Here is a 22,580-nt window from a genome sequence, read left to right as displayed (position 1 = left end):
TGTACGCCGCCAGCAGTTCATCCATATGGTCCTTCCGTCGATTTCGAAGAACAGCGGGGTTTCAGGCAAGGCGCCGAGGCTACGGAAGTGGTCGACTATTCTCGGTGAACCTCGATCGCAGCCCACGGACCCACCCGTAAATTTCCCAAGTGTTCGAAACGAGGCGCGCTGGTTAACTGGTACGGGTGAGCACCGCACCATGAAAACGCCGAAGCCAAAGCAATGGACCGACCGCGAGGTCCAGCAATTGTCGAAGCTGGCACGGACGGGCGCTGGCGTATCGAAGATTGCAGCCGAGCTGGGCCGTCACGCAGGATCAGTGAGGCGAATGGCGCGAACGATAGGGGTATTGTTGAAGAAGTAGCCGTCGAGGAAGCTCGCGCATGCCCCGCCCGAAGGAGCGCAGCACGGCTGACCTACAGGCCGGAACCACGACTAATGTCCCGCACAAGCCTGAGCGCGGCGCCAGTATTTCGACCATAGAAGAGCGTCTGATCGAGCTGCGAAAGAATGGTCAGCCCAAATAGCGTGATGGCAATGCCTCTAAACATTGTCGTGGACCGGGTTGAACGAAGTGCAAGTTCAAACGGCCCCGGCCGCAGGTTGGGAGGAACAGCCGGGGCCGGTATTCCCATTCCATGTGCCGCAATCGGCGGTAATCGGCACGCACCTAGCAAGCCAGATAAAAGCTAACGAATTGTTTCGTAAGTCCCGAATTCGGAGCGAAGCGCTGCTTTGGTGTTGCAACGGCAACGTGCTTCGCAACGCAACATAGCGCGAGCGCCGCCCGTACTTGTACGGAGGTTGAACCAAACTTCTTGCCGTTGCGTGTCGTCCATATTCAACGTCTACTTCAGATTGATTTTGTGACGATCCGATTTTTCAGACGAGGCCGGTCCATGAGCGTCAAAGCCATGATGGCGACTATCCTCAAGAACCAACTGACATCGCGCGGAGTGCATTCGCTGACGCATTCGGACTGCGCGGAGATCGTGGAGCACTTGATCGAAAAGCTCACTGAGCTTGAGCTTAGTTTAGCGCGAGAAGTAGCCAACAATCAGAAACTGCAGTAGCACGAAGCATGATGAGCAATCGAGACTGACAGCGGCGTGATTGCTGATCCGTTCCGCTGCCCGATGGCCGCAGTCTGAACACGCTGCACGTCGCCACGACCGACGACGCTCTCGGCGCGCGAGCATGATGCGCCGGAATGGTGCCCCTAACGACATTGATGCTGTTTGTGGCACTATCGGCGCAGGTCGCGCCCATGGGCGAGAGACCGTCTCGATTAACCCGACCGAGATCTGTAGAGCGCCGACAGCGACCCAACTCACGACTAGGTGAGTAGGCCATGTGCTTACAAGGCAGAGGCCCCGGAGTGCCTGAGGCGGACCTCTTCCCTCATCAATTAATCGTCGTCCCGGTCGTGAGGATGAGTGTTCGAGGTGGTGCTCATGGTGATGGTGCTCTGCCCCACCTCCGTTCACACCTTTTGCCCCAGACGCAGCGATGGCGTTTGACGTGAGTGAGGTCGATAGAAGCAAGGTCATGGCGGGCGGCGTTACGGCCGCAAATCTACCGCAGGTCTTCAAAAATTCACGTCGATCGTCATCTTCTGTCGAGGTATGACATCCACGTCACGAACGTCTTCGGACCGACAGAGGTACCACATTATTTTCAGTTCCGAATTTAATTCGTTAGATGTATTTAATCGATCATGCAATGCAACGAAGGCAGCTTAATATTCGGGGTTGGGTGAATCCGAAAGTGTACCTCCTCAGCGGCGGTGGCGCTCTTGAGTATGTCCAGAGCAGTGATCCGTCGGGAACGGATGGGAGTATCGTCCTAATTAAATGGACAGCTTCTTGATGTTGTTGTAATTTTCTCGGGTTTCAGCTTCGGAACTGATGTTTTGGAGCAACTCATGCCGGAGTATCGAGCCTACATTCTTGGATCGGACGGCCACATACAGCTTCGCCTTGAACTTGATTGCGTCGACGAACCAACGGCGAGCGAACGAGCCAAGCAGCTCGTTAACGGCCAAGACGTCGAGCTTTGGGAAGGCGCGCGCAAAATCGCGACATATAGGCCAGAAGAGTAAGGTCGCCGACACTGGCGCGCTGGACCAACCCACATTTCGATTGCCGCGACGAGGATCTTGCTCATAGGGGCATAAGCGCACACTGCGCGTCATTCGTGGTCGCCGTTGCTTCGGGGGCAATCGTCTCCCGGCGCGAGTAATCATTCGCCTCTGTGCGTGCTTGAGGCTCTGTTCTTTCATTTGCACAAGCGACGTTGCATTCTTGGAAATGGGACGACAGCTCAAGCTCAGCCAAGTGCTCCCAGTATTCTGCTTCCGCGAGGAGCTTCCATTTATTCACGCCATTGTACGCTGCTTGTTGACGACACAGCGAACCCATCGCGCGTAAGCGTCGCACCTTCTCCACTGCGGACCCCCTTCGGCTTGTTTTTGACAAACCTGTTATTTCTGAGTGTCAGAGTTAAAGTCTCGCAGATTGAAATGACAAGCCCGGTGTTTGACTGGTTTTATGACAGCGCAATAGTCTGACTTTTGCCGCTAGCGTGCATCCGGTTGAAACATTGACTAGATCGATAAACCCCGCTCTTCCGACTGCCCGCAATCCCCCTCGCGGAGGCGCTTAGGAAGGTGGCGGCTCCAGTCCGATGACTGGAGCCTTTTGTCCGCCATCCATCAAAGCAGGTGAGCAGTCCCAGCGCTGAGTGCAATGTCGAGTGTCAGCGCCAGAGCGTCGTCCGCCTGCGCTCTGCGCAGGCATGCAATAAGGTTCGCACCAGCAGCAGTGAACTTTTGAGCGATCCTTCTTCGATTATGGTTAGCTTTTCATCACTCCGACGTTTGATCCTTGCTTTGTCTCGCCGCATTGGACCACGAACCTGCTCGACGATCGATGCCAATTGATCAACACAACCCCCGCTATTGCGCGAGCCTCGGAGGGCTATCAGTTACTGCAACTTGGACACTAAGAGCCCGACACACGCAACGAGCGTTGCCGTACTCAGGGTCAAGAGCTGCTCGGTGCGGGCTTGCAGATAGCGGTTAGCAACCAGCTGATTCAGTTGGTTTCGAAGCCCCTCAGATCGAATTTGCTGGAATGCCAGTTCGCAGAGCGCTCACACCATCTAATGGGACGTAAGCTCTGACAGATTGCGACGCGCGCAAGCAGGAGCCAGCGTGCAGCTTTAAACGTTTATGGGCGTGGATCGATCTCGAAGATGATCGACATGGACCGGACCGAGCGCTTCTTTGCCGGATGACTGTCGTGGGCACGATCTGCCTCTGCGCCGCGTTTACGATGTGGATGCTCGTTTGAGCCGCCACTCATGCGCCAACGGAGGCGCCCTATTTCGGTGGCTGCCATCTTGGCAAGGTCAGCCACTCGGTTATCTGAGACGTGAATTCGTTCTGCCGGGCCTTCCTAAGCAGACTGTCTCGTTTGTCCTGGCGGAAATGACCCGGCTTCATCACGTAGCTGTTGAGCTTCTAGGTCAAGCCGAGCCCCACACTTCCGAGATCGCCGCGGCGTTTGCCGCGTCCCGGGAACCGGACCCTATGGTATTACCCATGCGCATTTCGCAATTGCGGAGCGGCGCGCTGGGACCTAACTCCTCAATCATCCTGAGAGACAACAATTCGCCTCCGATCGCGTGTGGTTGGAGTTTTTTCTTTTGAGCTTGAGAGCTTCCGCAGCTGAATTGGACTTCGGGGCGCGAGGCGTAGGCGGATTCAAACAAAGTTCGAGTTGGCCGCCCTATGACGCTCGAAATGCGATGCGGCGGATCGTTCGAGGAGGCCGCAGTGACGCTTCCCGGCGAAATTGGTAACCGACTTCTGGCAGCACTACCGGCAGCGGACCTCGATCTGCTGGCGCCCGAGCTAGAGATGGTAGCGCTCGATCGAGATGCGGTCGTCTCGAAGGCGGGTGACCAGACCGAGCACGTCCTCTTTCCTCATAGTGGCGCCATTTCTGTGATGATCGACATGGCCAACGGACAGACGATCGCCAGCGCCGCAATAGGACGCGAGGAGCAATAGGCACTCTTTCCGTGCTGGGGCTGTCCCCTTCGGCCGTTACCGCCGCCGTTCGTGCCGCGGGCATCGCCTCGCGGATCCCCGCATCGGACAAGGCGCACGTTCTGTCATTAGACGTTGGCAGTCGGTTGGGCCTATTTAGAGGTCCAAGGTCAGCTTTTTCGACTTTGCACCCGAATAGCAAATCATGATCGTCTTGTTTGTCTCTTGTTCCTGCTTGCTCAGAAACTGCTCGCGGTGATCCGGCATGCCTTCGATCACGCGTGTCTCGCAGGTTCCGCAGCCGCCTTCCACAAGCGTAGTTCGCTGAAGTTCCTGAATCGATCGGTGCATCCAGGATCGACTTCCCGGGCTCAACGGCAATCGTACGATATCGAAACATAACGCCGTGCCCATCATCCAACCCAAGATCGCGCGAACCATCGGTTTGCTTCAGCGACGCGGAGCCCATCTATCCATGGCCGCACGGGTTTCTCGCGACAGATTGATTTCGAAATGGCCTGGAGAAATATGAGATACCGCTCCACATGTCGGGCGAACTGAACTCACGGGCCAACTCAGCCAGCCGTCAAAGCCCCGACCTTGAGCCAGAAGGTGTTCTGCGATTCCGACGCGTGCGCCATCACGGCCGGAAACACTTTTGCATTGGCGGACGCTGGTCGTGACGAGCGCCAAGACCCGATGCGACGAGAGCAACTTCATGAGTAGAATCCGAGAACGGCCTTTGTCTCGAGATATTCTTCCAAACCCCTCTAGGCCGTACTCCCGGCCGTTGCCGGAACGCTTGTATCCACCGAAAGGTGCGTTCGGGTCCCAGTCAGGATAGTTCACATGGACCTGACCAGACCGGATCTCTCCGGCTACGGCCCGCACCGTTTCCATATCCGTGCCCTGCACGTGGGCGCCGAGGCCGTAGACAGTGTCGTTGGCGATCTCGATCGCCTCCTCCACTGTGTTGTAGGAAATGATGGACAGCACGGCGAATTCCGCACCAATGCATTATTTCGACTGCTTGTCCGATTGTTCGCTGTAGTACCCTATCCTACGATGAGGGCGTAACAGACCACCCCAAGTAGCCTCGGCGGTATATACTGAGATGAAAGCCACGGAGATAGGCCACTATGGTCGATGTAATGCACGACGCCGTTTAGTTTGATTCGGGAACGAGCATCAGAAGCTCCATTTCCAAACGCGTTCAAAAAATTCGGCGGCATCAGAGCTGCTTACATAACGAACTCAGCAGCTTAAGCGCTGGCTGGGGCGGGAGGGATCGAACCTCCGAATGGCGGAATCAAAATCCGCTGCCTTACCACTTGGCTACGCCCCATCAGGCCCTGGGGAACGGCGGCGACACGAGCGTCCGCGGATTCCCTCGAGTGGTGCCGGTCTATAGGGAGAGGCGCGGCATTTCAACCGCCCGGAGGGGCAAAATACCACAGGCGCCGGTGGCGCCGCGCCATGCCTTACAGGAGCGCTACGCCAGCCCGTTGCCGACGGGCGTTCCGCCACCCCTCCTGACGGTTGAGACCTCCCCCGTTTCATGGGAATACGCGGCAAGACCAGTCTAGCGAAGACCTGTACCGCCAAGAACTGTCCACGGGAGTGAGCCATGACCTACCGCGCGCCGATCTCTGACATGCTGCTGTCGCTCAACCACGGCGCCGGCCTGAAAGCTGCCATGGAGGCCGGCCATTACGGCGATTTCGACGGCGATATCGTGAGCGCCGTGCTGGAGGAAGCCGGCAAGTTCGCAACCGACGTGCTGGCGCCGCTCAACAAAGTCGGCGACGAGCACGGCATCAAGCTCAGCGACGGCAAGGTCACGACCGCGCCGGGCTGGCCGGATGCCTACAAGCGCTGGACCGAGGGCGGCTGGAACGCGGTCTCCGGCCCCGAGGATTTCGGCGGCCAGGGCCTGCCGCTCGCGATCAACGCCGCCTGCACAGAGATCTGGAGCGCCGCCAACGTCGCCTTCGGCCTCTGCCCGCTGCTGACGGCGTCGGCGATGGAGGCGCTGGACGCGCATGGCAGCGACGAGCTGAAGAAAATCTATCTCGAGAAGCTCGTCTCCGGCGAATGGACCGGCACGATGCAGCTGACCGAGCCGCAGGCCGGCTCCGATGTCGGCGCGTTGCGCACCCGCGCCGAGAAGCAGGCCGACGGCACCTATCGCATCAAGGGGACGAAGATCTTCATCACCTACGGCGAGCACGACATGACCGACAACATCGTGCATTTCGTGCTGGCGCGCCTGCCGGACGCGCCCGCAGGGACCAAGGGGATATCGCTGTTCCTCGTGCCGAAATTCATGGTCAACGAAGACGGCTCGCTGGGTGCGCGCAACGACATCTTTGCCTCCGGCGTCGAGCACAAGCTCGGCATGCATGCCTCCCCCACCTGCACCATGACCATGGGCGATCATGGCGGCGCGATCGGCTTCCTGGTCGGCGAAGAGAACCAGGGCATGCGCTGCATGTTCACGATGATGAACCAGGCCCGCCTCGGCGTCGGCCTCGAAGGCGTCGGTGTTGCCGACCGTGCCTATCAGCAGGCATTGTCGTACGCACAAGAGCGCAAGCAGGGCCGCGCCCTCGGCAACAAGGGTGACGGTTCCGATGCGATCTTCGTGCATCCCGACGTCAAGCGCATGCTGATGCGGATGCGGGCGCAGACCGCTGCGGCGCGCACCATCTGCTATGCGACCGCGGTGGCGATCGACGTCTCGACGCGTGCCAGGGATCCGAAGGTCCGCGCCGACGCTGCCGCGCGTGCGGCATTGCTGACGCCGATGGCCAAGGGCTATTCGACCGACATCGGCAACGAGGTCGCCTATCTCGGCGTGCAGGTGCATGGCGGCATGGGCTTCATCGAGGAGACCGGCGCGGCGCAGCACTATCGCGATGCCCGCATCACCGCGATCTACGAGGGCACCAACGGCATCCAGGCCATCGACCTCGTCACGCGAAAGCTCGCGGCCAACGGCGGCGCGTCGGTGTGGGCGCTGCTCGACGAACTCTCCGCAATCGTGAAGCAGGTCGAAGCCTCCAACGATCCCGCCTTCGGCACCACGGGCGTGAAATTGCGTGAGGCACTGGAGGCGCTGACGCGCACCAGCAAATGGCTGCTGGAGCGGCTTCCTTCCGCGCCGAACGAGGCGCTGGCCGGCGCGACGCCGTATCTGCAACAGTTCGGCGCCACGCTCGGCGGCTGCATGCTGGCGTCCGAAGCGCTCGCCGCGAAATCCGACGGCATCGCGGACGCCGGGCGCTACGTCTCGCTGGCGCGCTTCTTCGCCGAGAACATCGCCGTGCAGGCCGGCGCGCTCGAGCGCACCGTGACGGAGAGTGCGGAGTCGGTCGCCGCAGCGGATGCGGTGCTGTTGGGGTAGCCGGGACGCGTAGCCCGGATGGAGCGCAGCGCAATCCGGGGCCATCATTGCTGGTGACACGAATTCCGGATTGCGCTGCGCTCCATCCGGGCTACGAAGCCGCAAGCTTCGTACGTCGCCCCGGCCGCCATAGTACGACGCTCGCCGCCACCACGTCGAGCACCACGCACATCGCAAACGCGCTCGTGTAGTCGCCGGTTACGCTGCGCACGAGACCGACGATGCCGGGGCCGAAGGCGCTGACGATGCCGCTGATCGAGGTGCCCAGCCCCATCGCAGCGGCGAAGGCGCTCGCGCCGATCTCCCGCTGGATGATCAAGGGCGGAAACGTGATCATGTTGCCGATCGAGAAACCGTAGACGGCGCAGCACACGAGCAGCACGGTCGGATTCGTGCTTTGCAGAAGCACGAACAGCGCCGCCGCCTGGCTCGTCATCGATGCCGCGCAGGCGAGCCGCGGATCGAGCCGGTCCACGAACAGGCCGAGCGAGAGGCGCCCGACCACCGCCATCGCCGCCATGACGGTGACGGCAAGGCCCGCACTGGCGCGGCCGATCAGCGGTTCGAGGAACGTCACCTGATGGATGATGAATCCCATCTGCGCCAGCAGCGCGACCGCGATCGGCAGCACCATGGTCCAGAACGCCGCGTTGGCGAGCAGCGTCTTGCGTGAGTGAACCGAAGGCAAGGCAGTGCCGCCAGTGGATGAATTCCCACCCGACGTCGGCGGCATTTCGGTTCGCCACCCGGTGAAGATGACCACCACCGGCAGCACCAGCACCACCATCGCCAGCGTGGCCGCCAGCATCGCGGAACGAAAGCCGATGCTGCCGCTCAGCGACAGCAGCAGCGGCACGAGCACGATGCCCCCGCAGGTCGCGCCGTTGTAGGCGAGGCTGAGCGCGAGCCCGCGGCGCCGTTCGAACCAGGAGTTCAGCACGGTCGCGATCACCACCGTGCCCATGCCGGTCCAGCCGACCGACATCAGCGCATAAGCGAGATAGAGCTGCCACGGCGTCTGCAGCAGCGCCAGCAGCACCGTCGAAGCGCCGAGCGCCGACAGGCCGCACAGGATCAGCGACCGCAGCCCGATGCGGGCGAGCAGATCGTCGGTGAAGATGACGAGGACGGCAGTCAGGAGAAAGGAGGAGGTGCTGGCCGCGGAGACCAGCGTGCCCGGCCAGCCATGGGCGCGCTGCAGTTCCGCGAGATAGACGCCCTGACCGTACAGGCCGAAGCCGAACATGAAGAAAGCCATCAGGAAGCAGGCCAGCACGACGCGCCAGCCGCGATAGTGCAGCGAGGATTCGTCAACACGAGTGGCGGCAATCATCAATCGGGCAATCGGCCAAATGGAACGGCGCGAGGCGATCGTGCACCACAACCAGTGGTTTTTCAATCGAAAATGGCGGTTGATCATTGCAACGCGGAACACGGCGGCGAGCGTGATGCGCCCGTCTCGGGCGAATTCGGTCTCCAAAAGGTCGCGCTAGCGCATTGGCACGCCTGCAAGATGATGTAGGCTGACGTTTCGCGAGTCTAGCAATGTCAGTATCGCGGCGACCGCAGGGGCCCCTCATGCCGAATGGCAATATCGTCGTCAGCGAAGAGCGCGGAACGCGCGTGATCACCCTGCGCCGCCCGAGCAAGAAGAACGCGATCACGCAGGACATGTATCGGGAGATGAGCCGCGCGATCGACACCGCGCAGAACAATCCCGACATCCGCTGCATGATCATCACCGGGGGCTCCGGCGTGTTCACCGCCGGCGACGACATCGACGATTTCATGCACGCCGACACGTCGCGCCCCGAGACGCTGTCCGACGGCGCCAAGTTTCTCTATTCGCTAGCTCACAACGCCAAGCCGGTGATCGCGGCCGTGGACGGCGCGTCGATCGGCATGGGCACCGTGATGCTGTTCCATTGCGACTATGTGCTGGCCTCGAACGCGGCGACCTTCTCCGCGCCCTACATCCATCTCGGGCTCGTGCCAGTCGGCGCGTCCAGCCTCTTGATGCCGAACACGATGGGCTACCAGCGCGCCTTCGCCATGCTGGTGATGGGACGGACTTTTACGGCCGCGGAAGCGCATGCCGCCGGCTTCGTCAACACCGTGGTCTCGCCGGGTCATACCGAGGTCGAGGCACGCAAGGTGGCGCGCGATATCTGCCGGCTTCCCGCCGAAGCGGTCGCGATCTCGCGCAAACTGCTCCGCGTCGCATCCGAGGAGCTCACCCGCCGCATCGATCAGGAGGCCCATCTGTTCGGCGAGCGGCTGAAGTCGGAAGAAGCCACCGCCGCGTTCAACGCGTTCATGAACAGGAAGAAGCGGTAGGCTGTCTTCCCTCTCCCATGGCGGGAGAGCCTGGCTCGCCGCAAAGCGGCGAGACGGGTGACGGGTTCTATCCGCGAGTCGAACTCACATTTGAATTTGCGGAGACACCCCCTCATCCGGCGCTTCGCGACACCTTCTCGAGAAGGGGAGAAGGAAGAAAGCTTCGTGAAATCTTCGTGCGGAACGACTAGTCTGGTTTCATGCAACATGTTCTCCGGCTGACCGTCTTCTCGCTCGCGCTCGCCGCCCTGCCCGCGTCCGCCCAAACCGCCGCACCCGTCGAGCTGCGCATCCTGGCGATCAACGATTTCCACGGCAATCTGCGCCCGCCGCCGGGCGGCATCCGGATCAGCGATCCCGAGGACAAGGCCAGGAAGGTGATGGTGGCGGCCGGCGGTGCCGAATACATGGCGACGCTGGTGAAGCAGCTGCGCGAGGGCCACAAGAACACGATCTTCGTCGCCGCCGGCGACCTGATCGGCGCGAGCCCGTTCCTGTCGGCGATGTTCCACGACGAACCTTCGATCGAGTCGCTCTCGATGATGGGGCTCGCGATCAGCTCGGTCGGCAATCACGAATTCGACGAAGGCAAGACCGAGCTCCTGCGGATGCAGAACGGGGGCTGTCATCCCGTCGACGGCTGTCAGGGGCCGCATTCCTTTACGGGCGCCAGATTCCGCTATCTAGCGGCGTCCACCATCGAGACGGCGACGGGCAAGAGCGTGCTGCCGCCTTACGAGATCAGGGAATTCGAAGGCATCCCCATCGCCTTCATCGGGCTGACCTTGAAGGACACCGCGGGCATCGTCTCGCCATCGGGCATCACCGGCCTCGAATTCCGCGACGAAGCCGAAACGGTGAACGCGCTGGTGCCGCAGCTGAAAGCGGGTGGGGTCGAGGCGATCGTAGTGCTGATCCACCAGGGCGGCGAGCCGGCCGGCGACTACAATGAATGCCCTGCTATCACGGGGCCGATCGTCGACATCGTGAAAAAAATCGATCGCGCCGTCGACCTCGTCGTCAGCGGCCACACCCATCGTGCTTATGTCTGCGATATTGACGGGCGGCTCGTCACCAGCGGCGACAAATACGGTACTCTGGTCACCGCGATCGACCTCAAGCTCGATCCGGCAACGCGCGACATCGTCAGCGCTAGGGCCGAGAACGTCCTCGTCGCCAATGCCTCGCTGCCTAGGGATCCCGAGCAGACCGCATTGATCGACGCTTACGACAGGCTTTCGGCGCCGATCGCCAATCGCCCGGCTGGATCGGTGACGCAGACGCTGTCACGCGTGCCGAACGAGGCCGGCGAAAGCCCGCTCGGTGACGTCATTGCGGACGCGCAGCTCGCCGCGACCAGGGACGCCAAGGACGGCAGCGCCGTCATCGCGCTCACCAATCCCGGCGGCATCCGCACCGACATCGTGCCAAAGGAGAACGGCGCGATCACCTTCGGCGACGTTTTCGCCAGCCAGCCGTTCCGCAACCGGCTCGTCACCATGACGCTCACGGGCAGCCAGCTCAAGGACATGCTGGAGCAGCAATGGCTCGATCCGAAGCGGCCGCGGATTCTCCAGGTCTCGAACGGGTTCAGTTACGCCTGGGATGCGGCGAAGCCATACGGCGAGCGCGTGATCAACGAGAAGATGACGCTCAATGGCAGGCTGATCGAAGCCGGAAGCGGCTACCGCGTCACCCTCAACGATTACCTCGCAGTCGGGGGCGACGGGTTTACGGTCGCCAAACAAGGCACGGGGCCGCAATATGGCGGCTACGACGCTGACGCGCTGTTCGCGTTCTTCCGGGCGCACGGACCGATCGGACCGCTGCCGCTGAGCCGCATCCTGCGCGTGAATTGATCCGGATCAAACAGGCCGCTCCGGGACACCCTTTGCCATTCCCGGGGGAACGCATAGATTGGGTTTTGCATTTGCGTTTTGGCGCCGGATGCGCCAAGCGACGTCGAGAGCCCGCATCCCATGAGGCCGACTGATGAGTACGCTTCTCCTCTCCCACAAGGCCTGCCTCGACCACGTCACGCCGCCGGGACACCCTGAAAGGCCGGACCGCCTGCGCGCGGTGGAGGAAGCGCTGTCGCATGAGCGCTTCCAGTTCCTGGTGCGCGACCAGGCGCCGGAGGGCGATCTCGACCTCGTCACGCTCTGCCACAACGAGCACTACGTCACGGAGCTGCGCCACATCGCGCCGACCAGCGGACAGGTCTATATCGATGGCGACACCTCGATGTCGCCTGGCACGTGGGAAGCGGTGATGCGCGGCGTCGGCGGCGCGGTCGCGGCGACCGAAGCGGTGATGGCGGGCGAGCATCGCAACGCCTTCGTCGCGGTGCGCCCGCCCGGCCACCACGCCGAGATCGGCAAGCCGATGGGTTTCTGCTTCTTCGACAACGTCGCCATCGCCGCGCGCCACGCGCAGCGTAAATACGGCATCAAGCGCGCGGCCATCGTCGATTTCGACGTGCATCACGGCAACGGCACGCAGGATATTTTCTGGTCGGACCCGACCGTGATGTACTGCTCGACGCACCAGATGCCGCTGTTTCCGGGCACCGGTGCCAAGAGCGAGCGCGGCGACCACGACACCATCGTCAACGCACCGCTCGCCTCCGAGGACGGCGGGCCGGAATTCCGCATCGCGTTCGAGAATCTGATCCTGCCGCAGCTCGAAAAATTCAGCCCGGAGCTGCTCGTCATCTCTGCCGGCTTCGACGCGCATTATCGCGATCCGCTGGCGTCGCTGAATTTGCGCGCGGAGGATTATGCCTGGGTGACGCGTAAGTTGATGGACCTCGCTGACAAGACCGCCGGAGGGCGCGTTGTTTCTGTGCTCGAGGGCGGCTACGACCTGCAAGGACTGAAAGAATCTGTTACGGCGCATGTCGGCGCCCTGATGGGCGCCTGACACACCCGCCACATTGCGCCCGCAAAACTTTGCTTTCTCCGACGTGAAGCGAATCGGGCAATCGGAAACTTATATGGCCGAAAATACCCAAATCGACATCTCCAGGCTGACCTTCGAACGCGCCATCGAGGAGCTCGAAACGATCGTGAAACGGCTCGAGGACGGCAAGGTGCCGCTCGAGGAATCCGTGACGATCTACGAGCGCGGCGAGGCCCTGAAGCGCCGCTGCGAGGAGTTGCTGCGCCAGGCCGAGGCGCGCGTCGACAAGATCACCACCGATGCCAGCGGCCAGGCGACCGGCACCGCGCCGCTCGACGTCCAGTAAGGGCCGCCTTCAAAGCCGCCTATCTCACGCAGCGCGCACCGGCAATTTTTCATGATCGCACGCCGCCGTCGGCGTTGCTGCTGCTTGATTCCAGGGAACCGGCGCTCCGGAGATTATGGAACCTCCCTCAGAGCGCCCCTCGTCCTCCTGAATCCGGCCTAAAAATAGCTTCCCCACGCGAAAAACCTTGCCGAGGAACCGGGCTAGCTTGGAACCCTTCCGATGGCGCCAGGATTAACCACTCTGGCCCGCGGGTTGCAGGTGCATGCCCGTAATCGGGCCCAGCGGGTTGGCTTTGGCCCAAGCTTTGGTGTAAAGCTGCGCGGAGTGTGGCTTTTTGTAAGCCTTGCGTGGGCACTGATTACCGACGACAAGCGCTTCAAACTGCTGATGAATTGGCTGGGATGGACGAAGCCGATCTAAGTGACAGGGATCACAGAGACTGAACCGGAGAGCACTTAAGCTCACCTAAGCTTGAAGACGGGGCTTTGCCCCATGCAGGTGGCTCCGACGGTTTAAGGACTCGCGCTGCGCCGATATTGAGCAAACCCATCGCGCGCCGGAACGATCTTCCGGCGCTGACAAATTGGAAATCGCCGTGAACGCATATAGTAAAACGCCGCTTCTCGACACCATCCGGACGCCGGACGACCTGCGCAAACTCAAGGTCGAGCAGGTTCGCCAGGTCGCCGACGAGCTGCGTCAGGAGACCATCGATGCCGTCTCGGTGACCGGCGGTCACTTCGGCGCAGGCCTTGGTGTGGTCGAGCTCACCACTGCAATCCATTACGTCTTCGACACCCCGCGCGACCGGCTGATCTGGGACGTCGGCCACCAGGCCTATCCGCACAAGATCCTCACCGGCCGGCGCGATCGCATCCGCACGCTGCGCACCGGCGGCGGCCTGTCCGGCTTCACCAAGCGCAGCGAGAGCGATTACGATCCGTTCGGCGCCGCGCATTCCTCGACCTCGATCTCCGCCGGCCTCGGCATGGCGGTCGCGCGCGACCTCTCCGGCGGCAAGAACAACGTTATCGCCGTCATCGGTGACGGCGCGATGTCGGCGGGCATGGCCTATGAGGCCATGAACAATGCGGGGGCGATGAACTCGCGCCTGATCGTCATCCTCAACGACAACGACATGTCGATCGCGCCGCCGGTCGGCGCGATGAGCGCCTATCTGTCGCGGCTCTACTCGGGCAAGACCTATCGCACGCTGCGCGATGTGGCCAAGCAGATCAACCAGCGCCTGCCCAAGATCCTCGCCAACCGAGCCAACCGCGTCGAGGAATATTCCCGCGGCTTCATGATGGATGGCGGCACGCTGTTCGAGGAGCTCGGCTTCTATTACGTGGGCCCGATCGACGGCCACAACCTCGACCATCTCCTGCCGGTGCTGAAGAACGTGCGCGACATGGAGACCGGCCCGATCCTGCTCCACGTCGTGACGCAGAAGGGCAAGGGCTATGGCCCGGCGGAAGCCTCCGCCGACAAGTACCACGCGGTCGTCAAGTTCGACGTCGCGACCGGCACCCAGGCCAAGTCCAAGCCGAACGCGCCGGCCTATCAGAACGTATTCGGCCAGAGCCTCGTCAAGGAAGCGGAGAAGGACGACAAGATCGTCGCCATCACCGCGGCCATGCCTTCCGGCACCGGCGTCGACATCTTCAACAAGGCGTTCCCGGACCGCACCTTCGACGTCGGCATCGCCGAGCAGCACGCAGTGACGTTCGCCGCCGGTCTCGCCACCGAAGGCTACAAGCCGTTCTGCGCGATCTACTCGACCTTCCTGCAGCGCGGCTACGACCAGATCGTGCATGACGTCGCGATCCAGAGCCTGCCCGTGCGCTTCGCCATCGACCGCGCCGGCCTCGTCGGCGCCGACGGCGCCACCCATGCCGGTTCGTTCGACAACGCCTATCTCGGTTGTCTGCCGAACATGGTGATCATGGCCGCGTCCGATGAAGCCGAGCTGGTGCACATGGTTGCAACCCAGGTCGCGATCAATGATCGTCCGAGCTCGCTGCGCTATCCGCGCGGCGAAGGCCGAGGCATCGAGATGCCCGAAGTCGGCATTCCGCTCGAGATCGGCAAGGGCCGCATCGTCCGCCAGGGCAGCAAGATCGCCCTGCTCTCCTTCGGCACGCGCCTCGCCGAATGCGAGAAGGCCGCCGACGAGCTTGCAGCCCACGGCCTTTCGACCACGATCGCTGATGCGCGCTTCATGAAACCGCTGGACACCGAGCTCGTGCTCAAGCTCGCGCGCGACCACGAGATCCTGATCACGATCGAGGAAGGCTCGGTCGGCGGTTTCGGCTCGCATGTCGCGCAATATCTGACCGATCAGGGCGCGCTCGACAGCGGCCTGGTGCGGTTCCGCACCATGGTGCTGCCCGACGTGTTCCAGGACCACGACACCCCGGCGGCGATGTACGGTCGTGCCGGTCTCGACGCCAAGGGCATCGTCGCCAAGGTGTTCGAGGCGCTCGGCAAGGACGTCAAGGCCGAGACGGTCAAGCTCGCCTGATAGCGAGCTTCGACCTTCCGCGAAGCAGCTGTGATGAAAATCTATCTGGCAGGCCCCGACGTGTTCCTGCCAGATGCGGTCGAGATCGGCCGGCACAAAGTCGCGGTCTGTGCCGCGCACGGCGTCACCGGCCTCTATCCCCTCGACAACGAAATCGACCGCGCCGCGCCCGACGCCTCGCGGCAGATCTTTTGCGGCAACGAGGCGATGATGGACGCGGCCGATGCGATCATCGCCAACCTCACGCCGTTCCGCGGCGCCGGCGCCGATCCCGGCACCGTCTACGAGCTCGGCTACATGGCCGGCCGCCGCAAGTTCTGCCTCGCCTATTCCAATGACGGTGCCGCCTATGCCGACCGTGTCAGTCGCTTCATGGACGTGACGTCCGAAGACGGACGGCTGGTCGATGCGCAGGGGCTGACGGTCGAGGATTTTGGCCTCGTCGATAATCTCATGATGATCCACGCGCTGGAGCTGCATGGCTGCCCGCTGGTGACGCCGGCGCAGATGCCGATCGACGTCTGGCACGATCTGGCCGCGTTCGAGGCTTGCGTCCGGATGGCGGCCGCGCGATTGATCGCTACATAAGCGCCTCAGGCGTCTTCGGAGAGATGATGTCCCCTGCCCGCAAGCGCGCGGATGTTCTGCTGGTCGAGCGCGGCCTGTTCGAGAGCCGGGCGCGGGCGCGCGCGGCGATCGAGGCCGGGCTCGTCACCGCCGACGACAAGCAGGTCGCAAAGCCGTCGGAGACCATCGCCGAGGACGCCGTGATCCAGGCCGAGCCCGCGCACCCCTACGTCTCCCGCGGCGGCGTCAAGCTCGCCGGCGCGCTGGAGCGCTACCCGATCGAGATCGAGGACCATGTCTGCCTCGACGTCGGCGCCTCCACCGGCGGATTCACCGAGGTACTGCTGGCGAATGGCGCGAGCCTCGTCTTTGCCGTCGATGTCGGCACCAGCCAGTTGCATCCCTCGCTGCGCGGTCACGCCAAGATCGTGTCGATGGAAGAGACCGACATCCGCGCCTATGACGGCAAGCGCCTGCCGGCGCGGCCCGATGTCGTCGTGATCGACGTCAGCTTCATCTCGCTCAAGACGGTGCTGCCCATCGCGCTGTCGCTGGCCGCCGCGCCGATGAGCCTGCTGGCGCTGATCAAGCCGCAATTCGAGGCGGACCGGAAGCACAACAAGAAGGGCATCGTCCGCGACGCCGCCGTGCACCGCGAGATCTGCGACGACATCGCCGCCTTTGCTGCCTCGCTCGGCTGCACCGGTATCGAGGTGTTCCCGTCGACGATCACCGGCGGCGACGGCAACATCGAATTCTTCCTGGGCGCGCGCCGTGGTTGAGCGCGTGACGATCGATCACGTCGGCCATCGCGGCGACGGCGTCTCGCTCGACGCTGGCGATGCCATCTATGTGCCCTACACGCTCGGCGGCGAGACCGTCGAAGTCGATCATGTCGTCGGCAATCATCCCGACCGCCGCAAGCTGCTGGTAGTGGACGTCGCCAGTCCCGAGCGCGTCGCGCCGTTCTGTCCGCATTTCGGCGTCTGCGGCGGCTGCGCGATCCAGCACTGGGCGACTGAACCGTATCACGCCTGGAAGCGCGGCATCGTGGTCGAGACCCTGGCCCAGGCCGGCATCGACTGCGAGGTGACGCCGCTGGTCGACGCTCACGGCGCGGGGCGCAGGCGCATCACGCTGCACGGCCGGTTCGGCACCCATGACATCCTCAAGGTCGGCTTTTCGGCTGCCAGCGCGCACGACGTCATCCCGATTGATCGCTGCCCGATCCTCGATCCCGGGCTCGAGGGTGCACTCGATGCCGGTTGGGCGCTCGCCGAGCTGCTGACGTCCAAAATGCCGGTGACGAAACCGCTGGACATCCAGGTCACCGCGACCGCCAACGGTCTCGATGTCGACGTGCGCGGCTCCGGCCCGCTGCCCACGTCGCTCGTGACGGCGCTGTCGCGCGTCGCCGAGCAGCACCGCCTGGCGCGGCTGACACGGCACGGCGAACTGGTGCTGCAACGCCTGCCACCGACCCTGCAGATGGGCCGCGCCGAGGTGACGCTGCCGCCGGGCTCGTTCCTGCAGGCGACCGTCGCCGGCGAAGAGACGCTCGCGTCGCTGGTCGCCGAGCGCATCGGCAAGGCGAAGAACGTTCTCGATCTCTTCTGCGGCGTCGGGCCGTTCGCATTGCGGCTCGCCGAGAAGGCCCGCGTCACCGCCCATGACAACGACGCCAGCGCCATTGCAGCGCTCGCAAAGGCCGCGCGCACGCCGGGTCTCAAGCCGATCAAGGCCGAGCCGCGCGATCTGTTTCGCCGTCCCCTGGTGGCACCGGAGCTGCGCGATTTCGACGCCGTCGCGTTCGACCCGCCGCGTCAGGGCGCGCAGGCGCAGGCCTTGAAGCTCGCCGCGAGCAAGGTGCCGGTGGTGGTCGCGGTCTCCTGCAACGTCGCGACCTTTGCCCGCGACGCGCGGCTGCTGATCGATGGCGGCTACAAGATCGACGTAGTCGTGCCGGTGGATCAGTTCCGCCACACGCCGCATGTCGAACTGGTGGCGAAGTTCACGCGCTAGTTAGCGCCGAAGGCCACTCAACGCCGGCGACTCGCCGGGCAGCATGTTCGATCTGAGATCGCTATCCATGCGGCCCGAGTCCTGCTGGGTGAAGCCGGCGCCGAACGACAGGCTGAGGTTGGAGGTCGGCTTGAACTCGACACCCGCAAATGCGCCGTAGCCGGGCGAGGCGCTGGAGGTGAGCGGCGCAAGCGAGCTGCCAATGCCGCCGCCGTATTTCAGGGTGTCGAACCCGGCAAAGAACGTGACGGGCATGCCCCCCGCGGTCTTGGTGTTGTAGCCGAACTGCGTGCTGTCGTAGGAGAGCGCGCTGAAAATGCCGCTCAGTCCGGCCGGGCTGAGGCCGCTCCAATTGAGATTGCCATGCTGGCTGCCGACAAAGAAGCCGTTCGCAGAATTGCTGCGGCCGCTTGCGTCGCCGCCATTGAAGCTCGGGAAAATGCCGTAGCTATCGGCGCTCTGGCCGGCAACACCGCCGAAGCCGAAAGGTCCGCCGGGGATCCAATATTGCAGGGGTGCGGCTTGCGCATGAGCCGGCGCTTCGCCGAGGCAGAGCAGGGCAAGAAAAACCGCGAGACCGCAAGAGGGTGTAAGCCTGAACATCCAAATAACCGCCGAAAAGCTTGCGAATTATACCCCACCAGACATCATGAATGCCAGCATAGCGACACCATTCTTCCCCTGAGTTCCGGGATCACGTTTTTCGGCCAATTTGAACTTCCCGCATGCCGGATTGACCCACCTAAGGGGCGCGTCAGCACGGAGGCTGTCATGGAGGTCAATTCCGACAGGTTGAATGCCTTTATGGGCAAGATGGTCACCGAATTCGGGGCGGCGATGAATGCGTCGCTGGTCCTGCTCGGGGACAAGCTCGGTCTCTACCGTACCCTTGCCGCCAAGGGACCGATGAACTCGTCCGAGCTCGCAAGCGCCACCGGGACGGCGGAGCGCTACGTCCGCGAATGGCTCGCGAGTCAGGCGGCGTCCGGCTACATCGAATACGATTCCGCTTCGGCAAAATTCTCGATGCTACCGGAGCAGGCGATGGCGCTTGCCGATGAGGACAGTCCGGTGTTCCTCGGCGCGTTCGGCAATGTCATTGCCTCGGCGTTTCTCGACGAGCCGAAGATCTCGGACGCATTCAAATCCGGCAAGGGCGTCGGCTGGAACCGGCGCAGCGAGTGCCTGTTCTGCGGCACCGCCCGCTTCTTCCGGACCGGGTACATGCATCATCTGGTGCAGGAATGGCTGCCCGCGCTCGACGGCGTCGTGGACAAGCTGAAGCGCGGCGCCAAGGTCGCCGATGTCGGCTGCGGGCACGGCGTCTCGACACGGCTGATGGCGGAAGCCTTCCCGAACTCCCGCTTCTACGGCTTCGACTATCACGAGGGTTCGATCGAGGCCGCGCGAAAGGCGGCCACCGAAGCCGGATTGGGCGACCGGGTCAGCTTCGCTGTTCATTCCGCCAAGACCTATCCGGCCGAGGGCTATGATCTCGTCTGCTTCTTCGATTGCCTGCATGACATGGGCGATCCCGTCGGCGCCATCGGCCACGTGCGCGAGACCATGGCAAAGGACGGCACCTGCATGCTGGTCGAGCCGTTCGCAGGCGACCGCCTGGAGGACAATCTCAACCCGGTCGGGCGGGTCTATTATGCGGCATCGACCATGATCTGCACGCCGGCCTCGCTCGACCAGGAGGTGGGCCTCGCACTGGGCGCGCAAGCGGGCGAGGCAAGGCTGCGCAAGGTCGCGCGAGAGGGCGGACTGACGCGCTTCCGCCGCGCCGCTGAAACGCCCTTCAATCTGATTCTGGAGGCGCGGATCTGATCTTCCGATTCCGGCGCGTGGCCGCGGCATATGCCATGCCGATGCTGCAGCCACGCCCGGCGCCGACACCCTCCCTCGCTCGCGCCGCGACATAAGCTGGCGATCGGACAAGGCGACGCGAGTCCGTCATGACGGGAGGACGACGAAGCCGCTCTCCATGAATTTGCGATGGCGCTGAATGGGGGCCGTGGATCATCGGAGGTGCCTGGCTGTCCGTTGGCGGACAAAGGGTCGACCTGCTCTATCGCAACGCCGACGCTGTCGAAGTCATCATGGAATCCTGTCGGGCCGGCATCATCACCATGGACTACCAACCCGGCCATCCACACGGCTTCTGCTCGGCGATCTGGATGGGCGAGATCGCATTGCCAACCACTGCGCGATCCGCAAGACCTGATCAACCGGTTGAAATCGATCGCGCTGCCCTACCCGCAACCGTTGCGGGATGCCCTGATCCGGCGCTTCCAGTGGGAAATCCTCTTCGGCATCGAGAATGCGGAGCTTGCGGCCGCACGTAACGAGCAGACCCATATCGCCGGATGCGTCTACCGGTCGCTGGCCTGCGTTGCGCAGATCGTGTTCGCACTGAACGAGCGCTATCTCATCAACGAGAAGGGTGCGCTATGGAAGCAGCGCGGTTACCGCTGACAATTCCGCATCTGGACGAGCAGGCGACGGAGATCTGGCGACTGATCGGCAATGGCGCTTTGGCGACCGCATGCGACGTCTTGCGTCAGATCGACCGGCAATTGAAGGCGCTGACGCGGTCCAGCGAGCAGCAGCCGTGATCTGCTACGCCGTCCTGTCCACCGAGGACGATGTATCCGACGGCGGATATTTGGTCACGGGCACCACGAAGGACTTGTTGCGGACCTGGTAGATGATCTTGCCATTCTGCCCGTCGTCGGTCGCAATCTGCGCCTGGCCGAACATGATGACGTTCTTGTAGACGGTGCCGGTGCCCTGACGGGTGACGCCATCTGTGGTGACGCTGACCTGCGCTTCGTTGCCGTTGACAGCGAGCACCCTGAAGCTCGCGCTCTTGCCATTGTCACTGGAATAGCCGCCCCAGCTTCCCATCAGGCGGCTGTCGGAGGCCGGCGGCGCCTGCTTCTCGAGAGTCGCGGTCTGCTTGCCCGCGCCTGCAGATGACAACAGCACCAGACTCTTGCCGTCCTTGGTGCCGACCGTGACCGTGCCGAAGGTGAGAAGCGAACCGGCGACCTCGCCAAAGCCGCGCTCGGTGCGCCCGTTATGGGTGTACTCGACTTGCGCCCGGGCCCCGCGGATGTTCACGACCTTGAAGCTGACGGGCTGGTTGTTGCCAGCCCAATTGCCCTTCCACTCACCGAGCAGGGAGCTCTGGTGATACACTCGCTCGAGAGCGGGAGAAATCTGGCTGGTGCTCGAGGTGACGATGGCCATTGGGTTGCTCGGCGGATGTGTCTGACAGGCCCGCTTCTTTCGCGCCCCGACAGCAACGTCAGAACCTTATCCGGAAACAAATGAAAGCAGCCGATTAGGGCCACGCAACGGTAAACGCATGGTTAAATTCCATCGCCGGCAAATAGGGCAAAAGGTCTCGTCCGGTGGCCGCGCTCAGCGACCCCAGCGGTCCGACCAGATCTTCTCGCCGATCATGCAGTTCACACGCGGCTCCTTGTCCTTCTCCGCAACCCGCATCACGGGACGCTCCGGCATACGGCCCGCAACCTCCATCAAGAGCTTGGTGCGGATGGCTTCCTTGAACTTATCGCGGTCCTTGATCGTGATGACGAAGGAACCGGGGCCGCCGATGACGCAATCCTCATAGTAGAAATCGAGATTGTCGATATCCATAGTCGAGTAGGAGGGTTCCTTGACCATGATCGGCAGGCCGTTGATGACGATACCCTTCTCGATCGCTGCGTCGCGCGCAATCGTGACCGGAGTGCCATTGTTGTTGGGACCGTCGCCGGAAATGTCGATCACGCGGCGCAAGCCCCGATAGGGATCCTCGTCGAACAGCGGCATCGCGAAACTGATCGCGCCGGAGATCGAGGTGCGCGAGGCACGCCGGATCGGCGTCTTCAGGATTTCGGCGGCGACGGCATCGGCGGTCTCCGGTCCGTCGACCAGCCGCCACGGAATGATGATCTTCTGGTCGGTCGAAGCGGCCCACTCGAAATAGGTCACCGCAATCCGGCCGTTCGGGCCCAGCTTCAGCGCCTGCAGGAATTCCTTCGACTGGATCGCCTGCGCATAGCCTTCACGCTGGACCGCGAGCTCGTCCATGTCCATGGAGTAGGAGACGTCGACGGCGAGGATCAGCTCGACATCGACCGTCTGCGCGTCTCTGTCGGCTGCTTGCCGCTGCGGCTGATTTTTGAGTAGCGCCAGTCTGGGCGACTCAAACTTGGGTCCTGGTGCCGCGATGCCCGCGACGTCCCCTCCGGCGAACATGCCGGTCACCAGCACAGCCCCGATCGAGAACAGCAAGCGCATCGCAGCCTCCCGTCGTATGACCTGATGGTGACATGCAATCGCCTTGCCGCAAAGTCCGAAGATCGCTCGCGCTTCACATTCCGGTTAGGCATTTGCCAGTTAGGCA

The 22,580-nt window shown here is 62.8% G+C and carries 22 protein-coding genes, 1 tRNA gene and 1 pseudogene; 16 read left to right on the top strand and 8 right to left on the bottom strand.

Features of this window, described 5'->3' with window-relative positions:
- A partial coding sequence (locus ACIPUD_RS35905) for a hypothetical protein (RefSeq protein WP_446482511.1) occupies positions 1 to 364 on the top strand: 364 nt, incomplete at its 5' end.
- Between the two features lie 535 nt (positions 365 to 899).
- Positions 900 to 1,073: a hypothetical protein gene (locus ACIPUD_RS35900; protein WP_162847274.1), complete on the top strand. Its 174-nt coding sequence runs from the start codon at positions 900 to 902 to the stop codon at positions 1,071 to 1,073.
- Between the two features lie 776 nt (positions 1,074 to 1,849).
- Here ACIPUD_RS35900 and ACIPUD_RS35895 read toward each other — a convergent pair.
- Positions 1,850 to 2,194, bottom strand: a complete 345-nt coding sequence (locus ACIPUD_RS35895) for a hypothetical protein (protein WP_247372083.1) — start codon at positions 2,192 to 2,194, stop codon at positions 1,850 to 1,852.
- 1,599 nt (positions 2,195 to 3,793) lie between these two features.
- On the opposite strand from ACIPUD_RS35895, the gene ACIPUD_RS35890 reads away from it, so the two are divergent.
- Entirely contained in the window at positions 3,794 to 4,075 is a 282-nt protein-coding gene (locus tag ACIPUD_RS35890) for a hypothetical protein (RefSeq protein WP_446482510.1), read from the top strand.
- 135 nt (positions 4,076 to 4,210) lie between these two features.
- On the opposite strand, the gene ACIPUD_RS35885 is transcribed toward ACIPUD_RS35890, so the two are convergent.
- The 3 genes and pseudogenes from ACIPUD_RS35885 to ACIPUD_RS35875 form a co-directional block, all read right to left on the bottom strand.
- A complete protein-coding gene (locus tag ACIPUD_RS35885; protein ID WP_446482509.1) occupies positions 4,211 to 4,495 on the bottom strand; it encodes a 2Fe-2S iron-sulfur cluster binding domain-containing protein in 285 nt (94 codons plus the stop codon).
- A gap of 275 nt (positions 4,496 to 4,770) precedes the next feature.
- Positions 4,771 to 5,050, bottom strand: a pseudogene (locus ACIPUD_RS35880) (aldehyde dehydrogenase family protein); the annotation flags it as partial.
- A gap of 274 nt (positions 5,051 to 5,324) precedes the next feature.
- Positions 5,325 to 5,399, bottom strand: a tRNA-Gln gene (locus ACIPUD_RS35875).
- Positions 5,400 to 5,681: 282 nt separating this feature from the next.
- Between ACIPUD_RS35875 and ACIPUD_RS35870 the strand changes: the two genes are divergently transcribed.
- Positions 5,682 to 7,460: an acyl-CoA dehydrogenase gene (locus ACIPUD_RS35870; protein ID WP_085352538.1), complete on the top strand. Its 1,779-nt coding sequence runs from the start codon at positions 5,682 to 5,684 to the stop codon at positions 7,458 to 7,460.
- A gap of 91 nt (positions 7,461 to 7,551) precedes the next feature.
- Here ACIPUD_RS35870 and ACIPUD_RS35865 read toward each other — a convergent pair whose 3' ends face one another.
- Complete coding sequence (locus ACIPUD_RS35865; protein WP_446482508.1) at positions 7,552 to 8,793, bottom strand: MFS transporter; 1,242 nt, start codon at positions 8,791 to 8,793, stop codon at positions 7,552 to 7,554.
- A 245-nt stretch (positions 8,794 to 9,038) separates the two neighbouring features.
- Between ACIPUD_RS35865 and ACIPUD_RS35860 the strand changes: the two genes are divergently transcribed.
- From ACIPUD_RS35860 to ACIPUD_RS35820, 9 genes are all read left to right on the top strand, one after another.
- Complete coding sequence (locus ACIPUD_RS35860) at positions 9,039 to 9,797, top strand: enoyl-CoA hydratase-related protein (protein ID WP_204513897.1); 759 nt, start codon at positions 9,039 to 9,041, stop codon at positions 9,795 to 9,797.
- A 200-nt stretch (positions 9,798 to 9,997) separates the two neighbouring features.
- Entirely contained in the window at positions 9,998 to 11,656 is a 1,659-nt protein-coding gene (locus ACIPUD_RS35855) for a bifunctional metallophosphatase/5'-nucleotidase (RefSeq protein ID WP_018456263.1), read from the top strand.
- Between the two features lie 133 nt (positions 11,657 to 11,789).
- Entirely contained in the window at positions 11,790 to 12,719 is a 930-nt protein-coding gene (locus ACIPUD_RS35850; RefSeq protein ID WP_018456262.1) for a histone deacetylase family protein, read from the top strand.
- Between the two features lie 73 nt (positions 12,720 to 12,792).
- Complete coding sequence (locus ACIPUD_RS35845) at positions 12,793 to 13,044, top strand: exodeoxyribonuclease VII small subunit (protein ID WP_007594646.1); 252 nt, start codon at positions 12,793 to 12,795, stop codon at positions 13,042 to 13,044.
- A gap of 222 nt (positions 13,045 to 13,266) precedes the next feature.
- Entirely contained in the window at positions 13,267 to 13,467 is a 201-nt protein-coding gene (locus tag ACIPUD_RS35840; protein ID WP_085361378.1) for a hypothetical protein, read from the top strand.
- A gap of 175 nt (positions 13,468 to 13,642) precedes the next feature.
- Complete coding sequence (dxs, locus tag ACIPUD_RS35835) at positions 13,643 to 15,571, top strand: 1-deoxy-D-xylulose-5-phosphate synthase (protein WP_026233122.1); 1,929 nt, start codon at positions 13,643 to 13,645, stop codon at positions 15,569 to 15,571.
- Between the two features lie 33 nt (positions 15,572 to 15,604).
- Positions 15,605 to 16,159 (top strand): nucleoside 2-deoxyribosyltransferase, encoded by a 555-nt coding sequence (locus ACIPUD_RS35830; protein WP_247298704.1) that lies wholly within the window; start codon positions 15,605 to 15,607, stop codon positions 16,157 to 16,159.
- 26 nt (positions 16,160 to 16,185) lie between these two features.
- The gene (locus ACIPUD_RS35825) at positions 16,186 to 16,920 is read left to right on the top strand and encodes a TlyA family RNA methyltransferase (protein WP_085384123.1); all 735 of its coding nucleotides are present in this window, start codon (positions 16,186 to 16,188) and stop codon (positions 16,918 to 16,920) included.
- A complete protein-coding gene (locus ACIPUD_RS35820; protein WP_446482507.1) occupies positions 16,913 to 18,160 on the top strand; it encodes a class I SAM-dependent RNA methyltransferase in 1,248 nt (415 codons plus the stop codon). Before ACIPUD_RS35825 ends, ACIPUD_RS35820 begins: the two co-directional genes overlap by 8 nt.
- Here ACIPUD_RS35820 and ACIPUD_RS35815 read toward each other — a convergent pair whose 3' ends face one another.
- A complete protein-coding gene (locus ACIPUD_RS35815) occupies positions 18,161 to 18,763 on the bottom strand; it encodes a hypothetical protein (protein ID WP_446482506.1) in 603 nt (200 codons plus the stop codon).
- A 168-nt stretch (positions 18,764 to 18,931) separates the two neighbouring features.
- On the opposite strand from ACIPUD_RS35815, the gene ACIPUD_RS35810 reads away from it, so the two are divergent.
- The 3 genes from ACIPUD_RS35810 (at position 18,932) to ACIPUD_RS35800 (ending at position 20,778) form a co-directional block, all read left to right on the top strand.
- Positions 18,932 to 19,990 (top strand): class I SAM-dependent methyltransferase, encoded by a 1,059-nt coding sequence (locus tag ACIPUD_RS35810; RefSeq protein WP_446482505.1) that lies wholly within the window; start codon positions 18,932 to 18,934, stop codon positions 19,988 to 19,990.
- 405 nt (positions 19,991 to 20,395) lie between these two features.
- Entirely contained in the window at positions 20,396 to 20,638 is a 243-nt protein-coding gene (locus tag ACIPUD_RS35805) for a hypothetical protein (protein ID WP_247369213.1), read from the top strand.
- Positions 20,614 to 20,778: a hypothetical protein gene (locus ACIPUD_RS35800; RefSeq protein ID WP_018456253.1), complete on the top strand. Its 165-nt coding sequence runs from the start codon at positions 20,614 to 20,616 to the stop codon at positions 20,776 to 20,778. The genes ACIPUD_RS35805 and ACIPUD_RS35800 overlap by 25 nt, the downstream gene beginning before the upstream one ends.
- Positions 20,779 to 20,782: 4 nt before the next feature.
- Here ACIPUD_RS35800 and ACIPUD_RS35795 read toward each other — a convergent pair whose 3' ends face one another.
- Together ACIPUD_RS35795 and ACIPUD_RS35790 are read right to left on the bottom strand one after the other, a co-directional pair.
- The gene (locus ACIPUD_RS35795; protein WP_018456252.1) at positions 20,783 to 21,415 is read right to left on the bottom strand and encodes a hypothetical protein; all 633 of its coding nucleotides are present in this window, start codon (positions 21,413 to 21,415) and stop codon (positions 20,783 to 20,785) included.
- Positions 21,416 to 21,589: 174 nt separating this feature from the next.
- Entirely contained in the window at positions 21,590 to 22,474 is an 885-nt protein-coding gene (locus tag ACIPUD_RS35790) for a DUF1194 domain-containing protein (RefSeq protein ID WP_018456251.1), read from the bottom strand.
- Positions 22,475 to 22,580 lie beyond the last annotated feature (106 nt).

The organism is Bradyrhizobium sp. CAR08, assembly GCF_052871955.1.
This window is presented reverse-complemented; position numbering and strand designations above follow the sequence as displayed.

What these genes read in the sequence shown, in the direction of transcription:
- ACIPUD_RS35865 (WP_446482508.1), bottom strand. Translation starts at nt 8,793, where the DNA reads ATGATTGCCGCCACTCGTGTTGACGAATCCTCGCTGCACTATCGCGGC.
- ACIPUD_RS35795 (WP_018456252.1), bottom strand. Translation starts at nt 21,415, where the DNA reads ATGGCCATCGTCACCTCGAGCACCAGCCAGATTTCTCCCGCTCTCGAG.
- ACIPUD_RS35900 (WP_162847274.1), top strand. Translation starts at nt 900, where the DNA reads ATGAGCGTCAAAGCCATGATGGCGACTATCCTCAAGAACCAACTGACA.
- ACIPUD_RS35810 (WP_446482505.1), top strand. Translation starts at nt 18,932, where the DNA reads ATGGAGGTCAATTCCGACAGGTTGAATGCCTTTATGGGCAAGATGGTC.
- ACIPUD_RS35855 (WP_018456263.1), top strand. Translation starts at nt 9,998, where the DNA reads ATGCAACATGTTCTCCGGCTGACCGTCTTCTCGCTCGCGCTCGCCGCC.
- ACIPUD_RS35815 (WP_446482506.1), bottom strand. Translation starts at nt 18,763, where the DNA reads ATGTTCAGGCTTACACCCTCTTGCGGTCTCGCGGTTTTTCTTGCCCTG.
- ACIPUD_RS35790 (WP_018456251.1), bottom strand. Translation starts at nt 22,474, where the DNA reads ATGCGCTTGCTGTTCTCGATCGGGGCTGTGCTGGTGACCGGCATGTTC.
- ACIPUD_RS35825 (WP_085384123.1), top strand. Translation starts at nt 16,186, where the DNA reads ATGTCCCCTGCCCGCAAGCGCGCGGATGTTCTGCTGGTCGAGCGCGGC.
- ACIPUD_RS35870 (WP_085352538.1), top strand. Translation starts at nt 5,682, where the DNA reads ATGACCTACCGCGCGCCGATCTCTGACATGCTGCTGTCGCTCAACCAC.
- ACIPUD_RS35850 (WP_018456262.1), top strand. Translation starts at nt 11,790, where the DNA reads ATGAGTACGCTTCTCCTCTCCCACAAGGCCTGCCTCGACCACGTCACG.
- ACIPUD_RS35890 (WP_446482510.1), top strand. Translation starts at nt 3,794, where the DNA reads ATGACGCTCGAAATGCGATGCGGCGGATCGTTCGAGGAGGCCGCAGTG.
- ACIPUD_RS35800 (WP_018456253.1), top strand. Translation starts at nt 20,614, where the DNA reads ATGGAAGCAGCGCGGTTACCGCTGACAATTCCGCATCTGGACGAGCAG.
- ACIPUD_RS35830 (WP_247298704.1), top strand. Translation starts at nt 15,605, where the DNA reads ATGAAAATCTATCTGGCAGGCCCCGACGTGTTCCTGCCAGATGCGGTC.
- ACIPUD_RS35895 (WP_247372083.1), bottom strand. Translation starts at nt 2,194, where the DNA reads ATGACGCGCAGTGTGCGCTTATGCCCCTATGAGCAAGATCCTCGTCGC.
- ACIPUD_RS35840 (WP_085361378.1), top strand. Translation starts at nt 13,267, where the DNA reads ATGGCGCCAGGATTAACCACTCTGGCCCGCGGGTTGCAGGTGCATGCC.
- ACIPUD_RS35845 (WP_007594646.1), top strand. Translation starts at nt 12,793, where the DNA reads ATGGCCGAAAATACCCAAATCGACATCTCCAGGCTGACCTTCGAACGC.
- ACIPUD_RS35860 (WP_204513897.1), top strand. Translation starts at nt 9,039, where the DNA reads ATGCCGAATGGCAATATCGTCGTCAGCGAAGAGCGCGGAACGCGCGTG.
- ACIPUD_RS35885 (WP_446482509.1), bottom strand. Translation starts at nt 4,495, where the DNA reads ATGGTTCGCGCGATCTTGGGTTGGATGATGGGCACGGCGTTATGTTTC.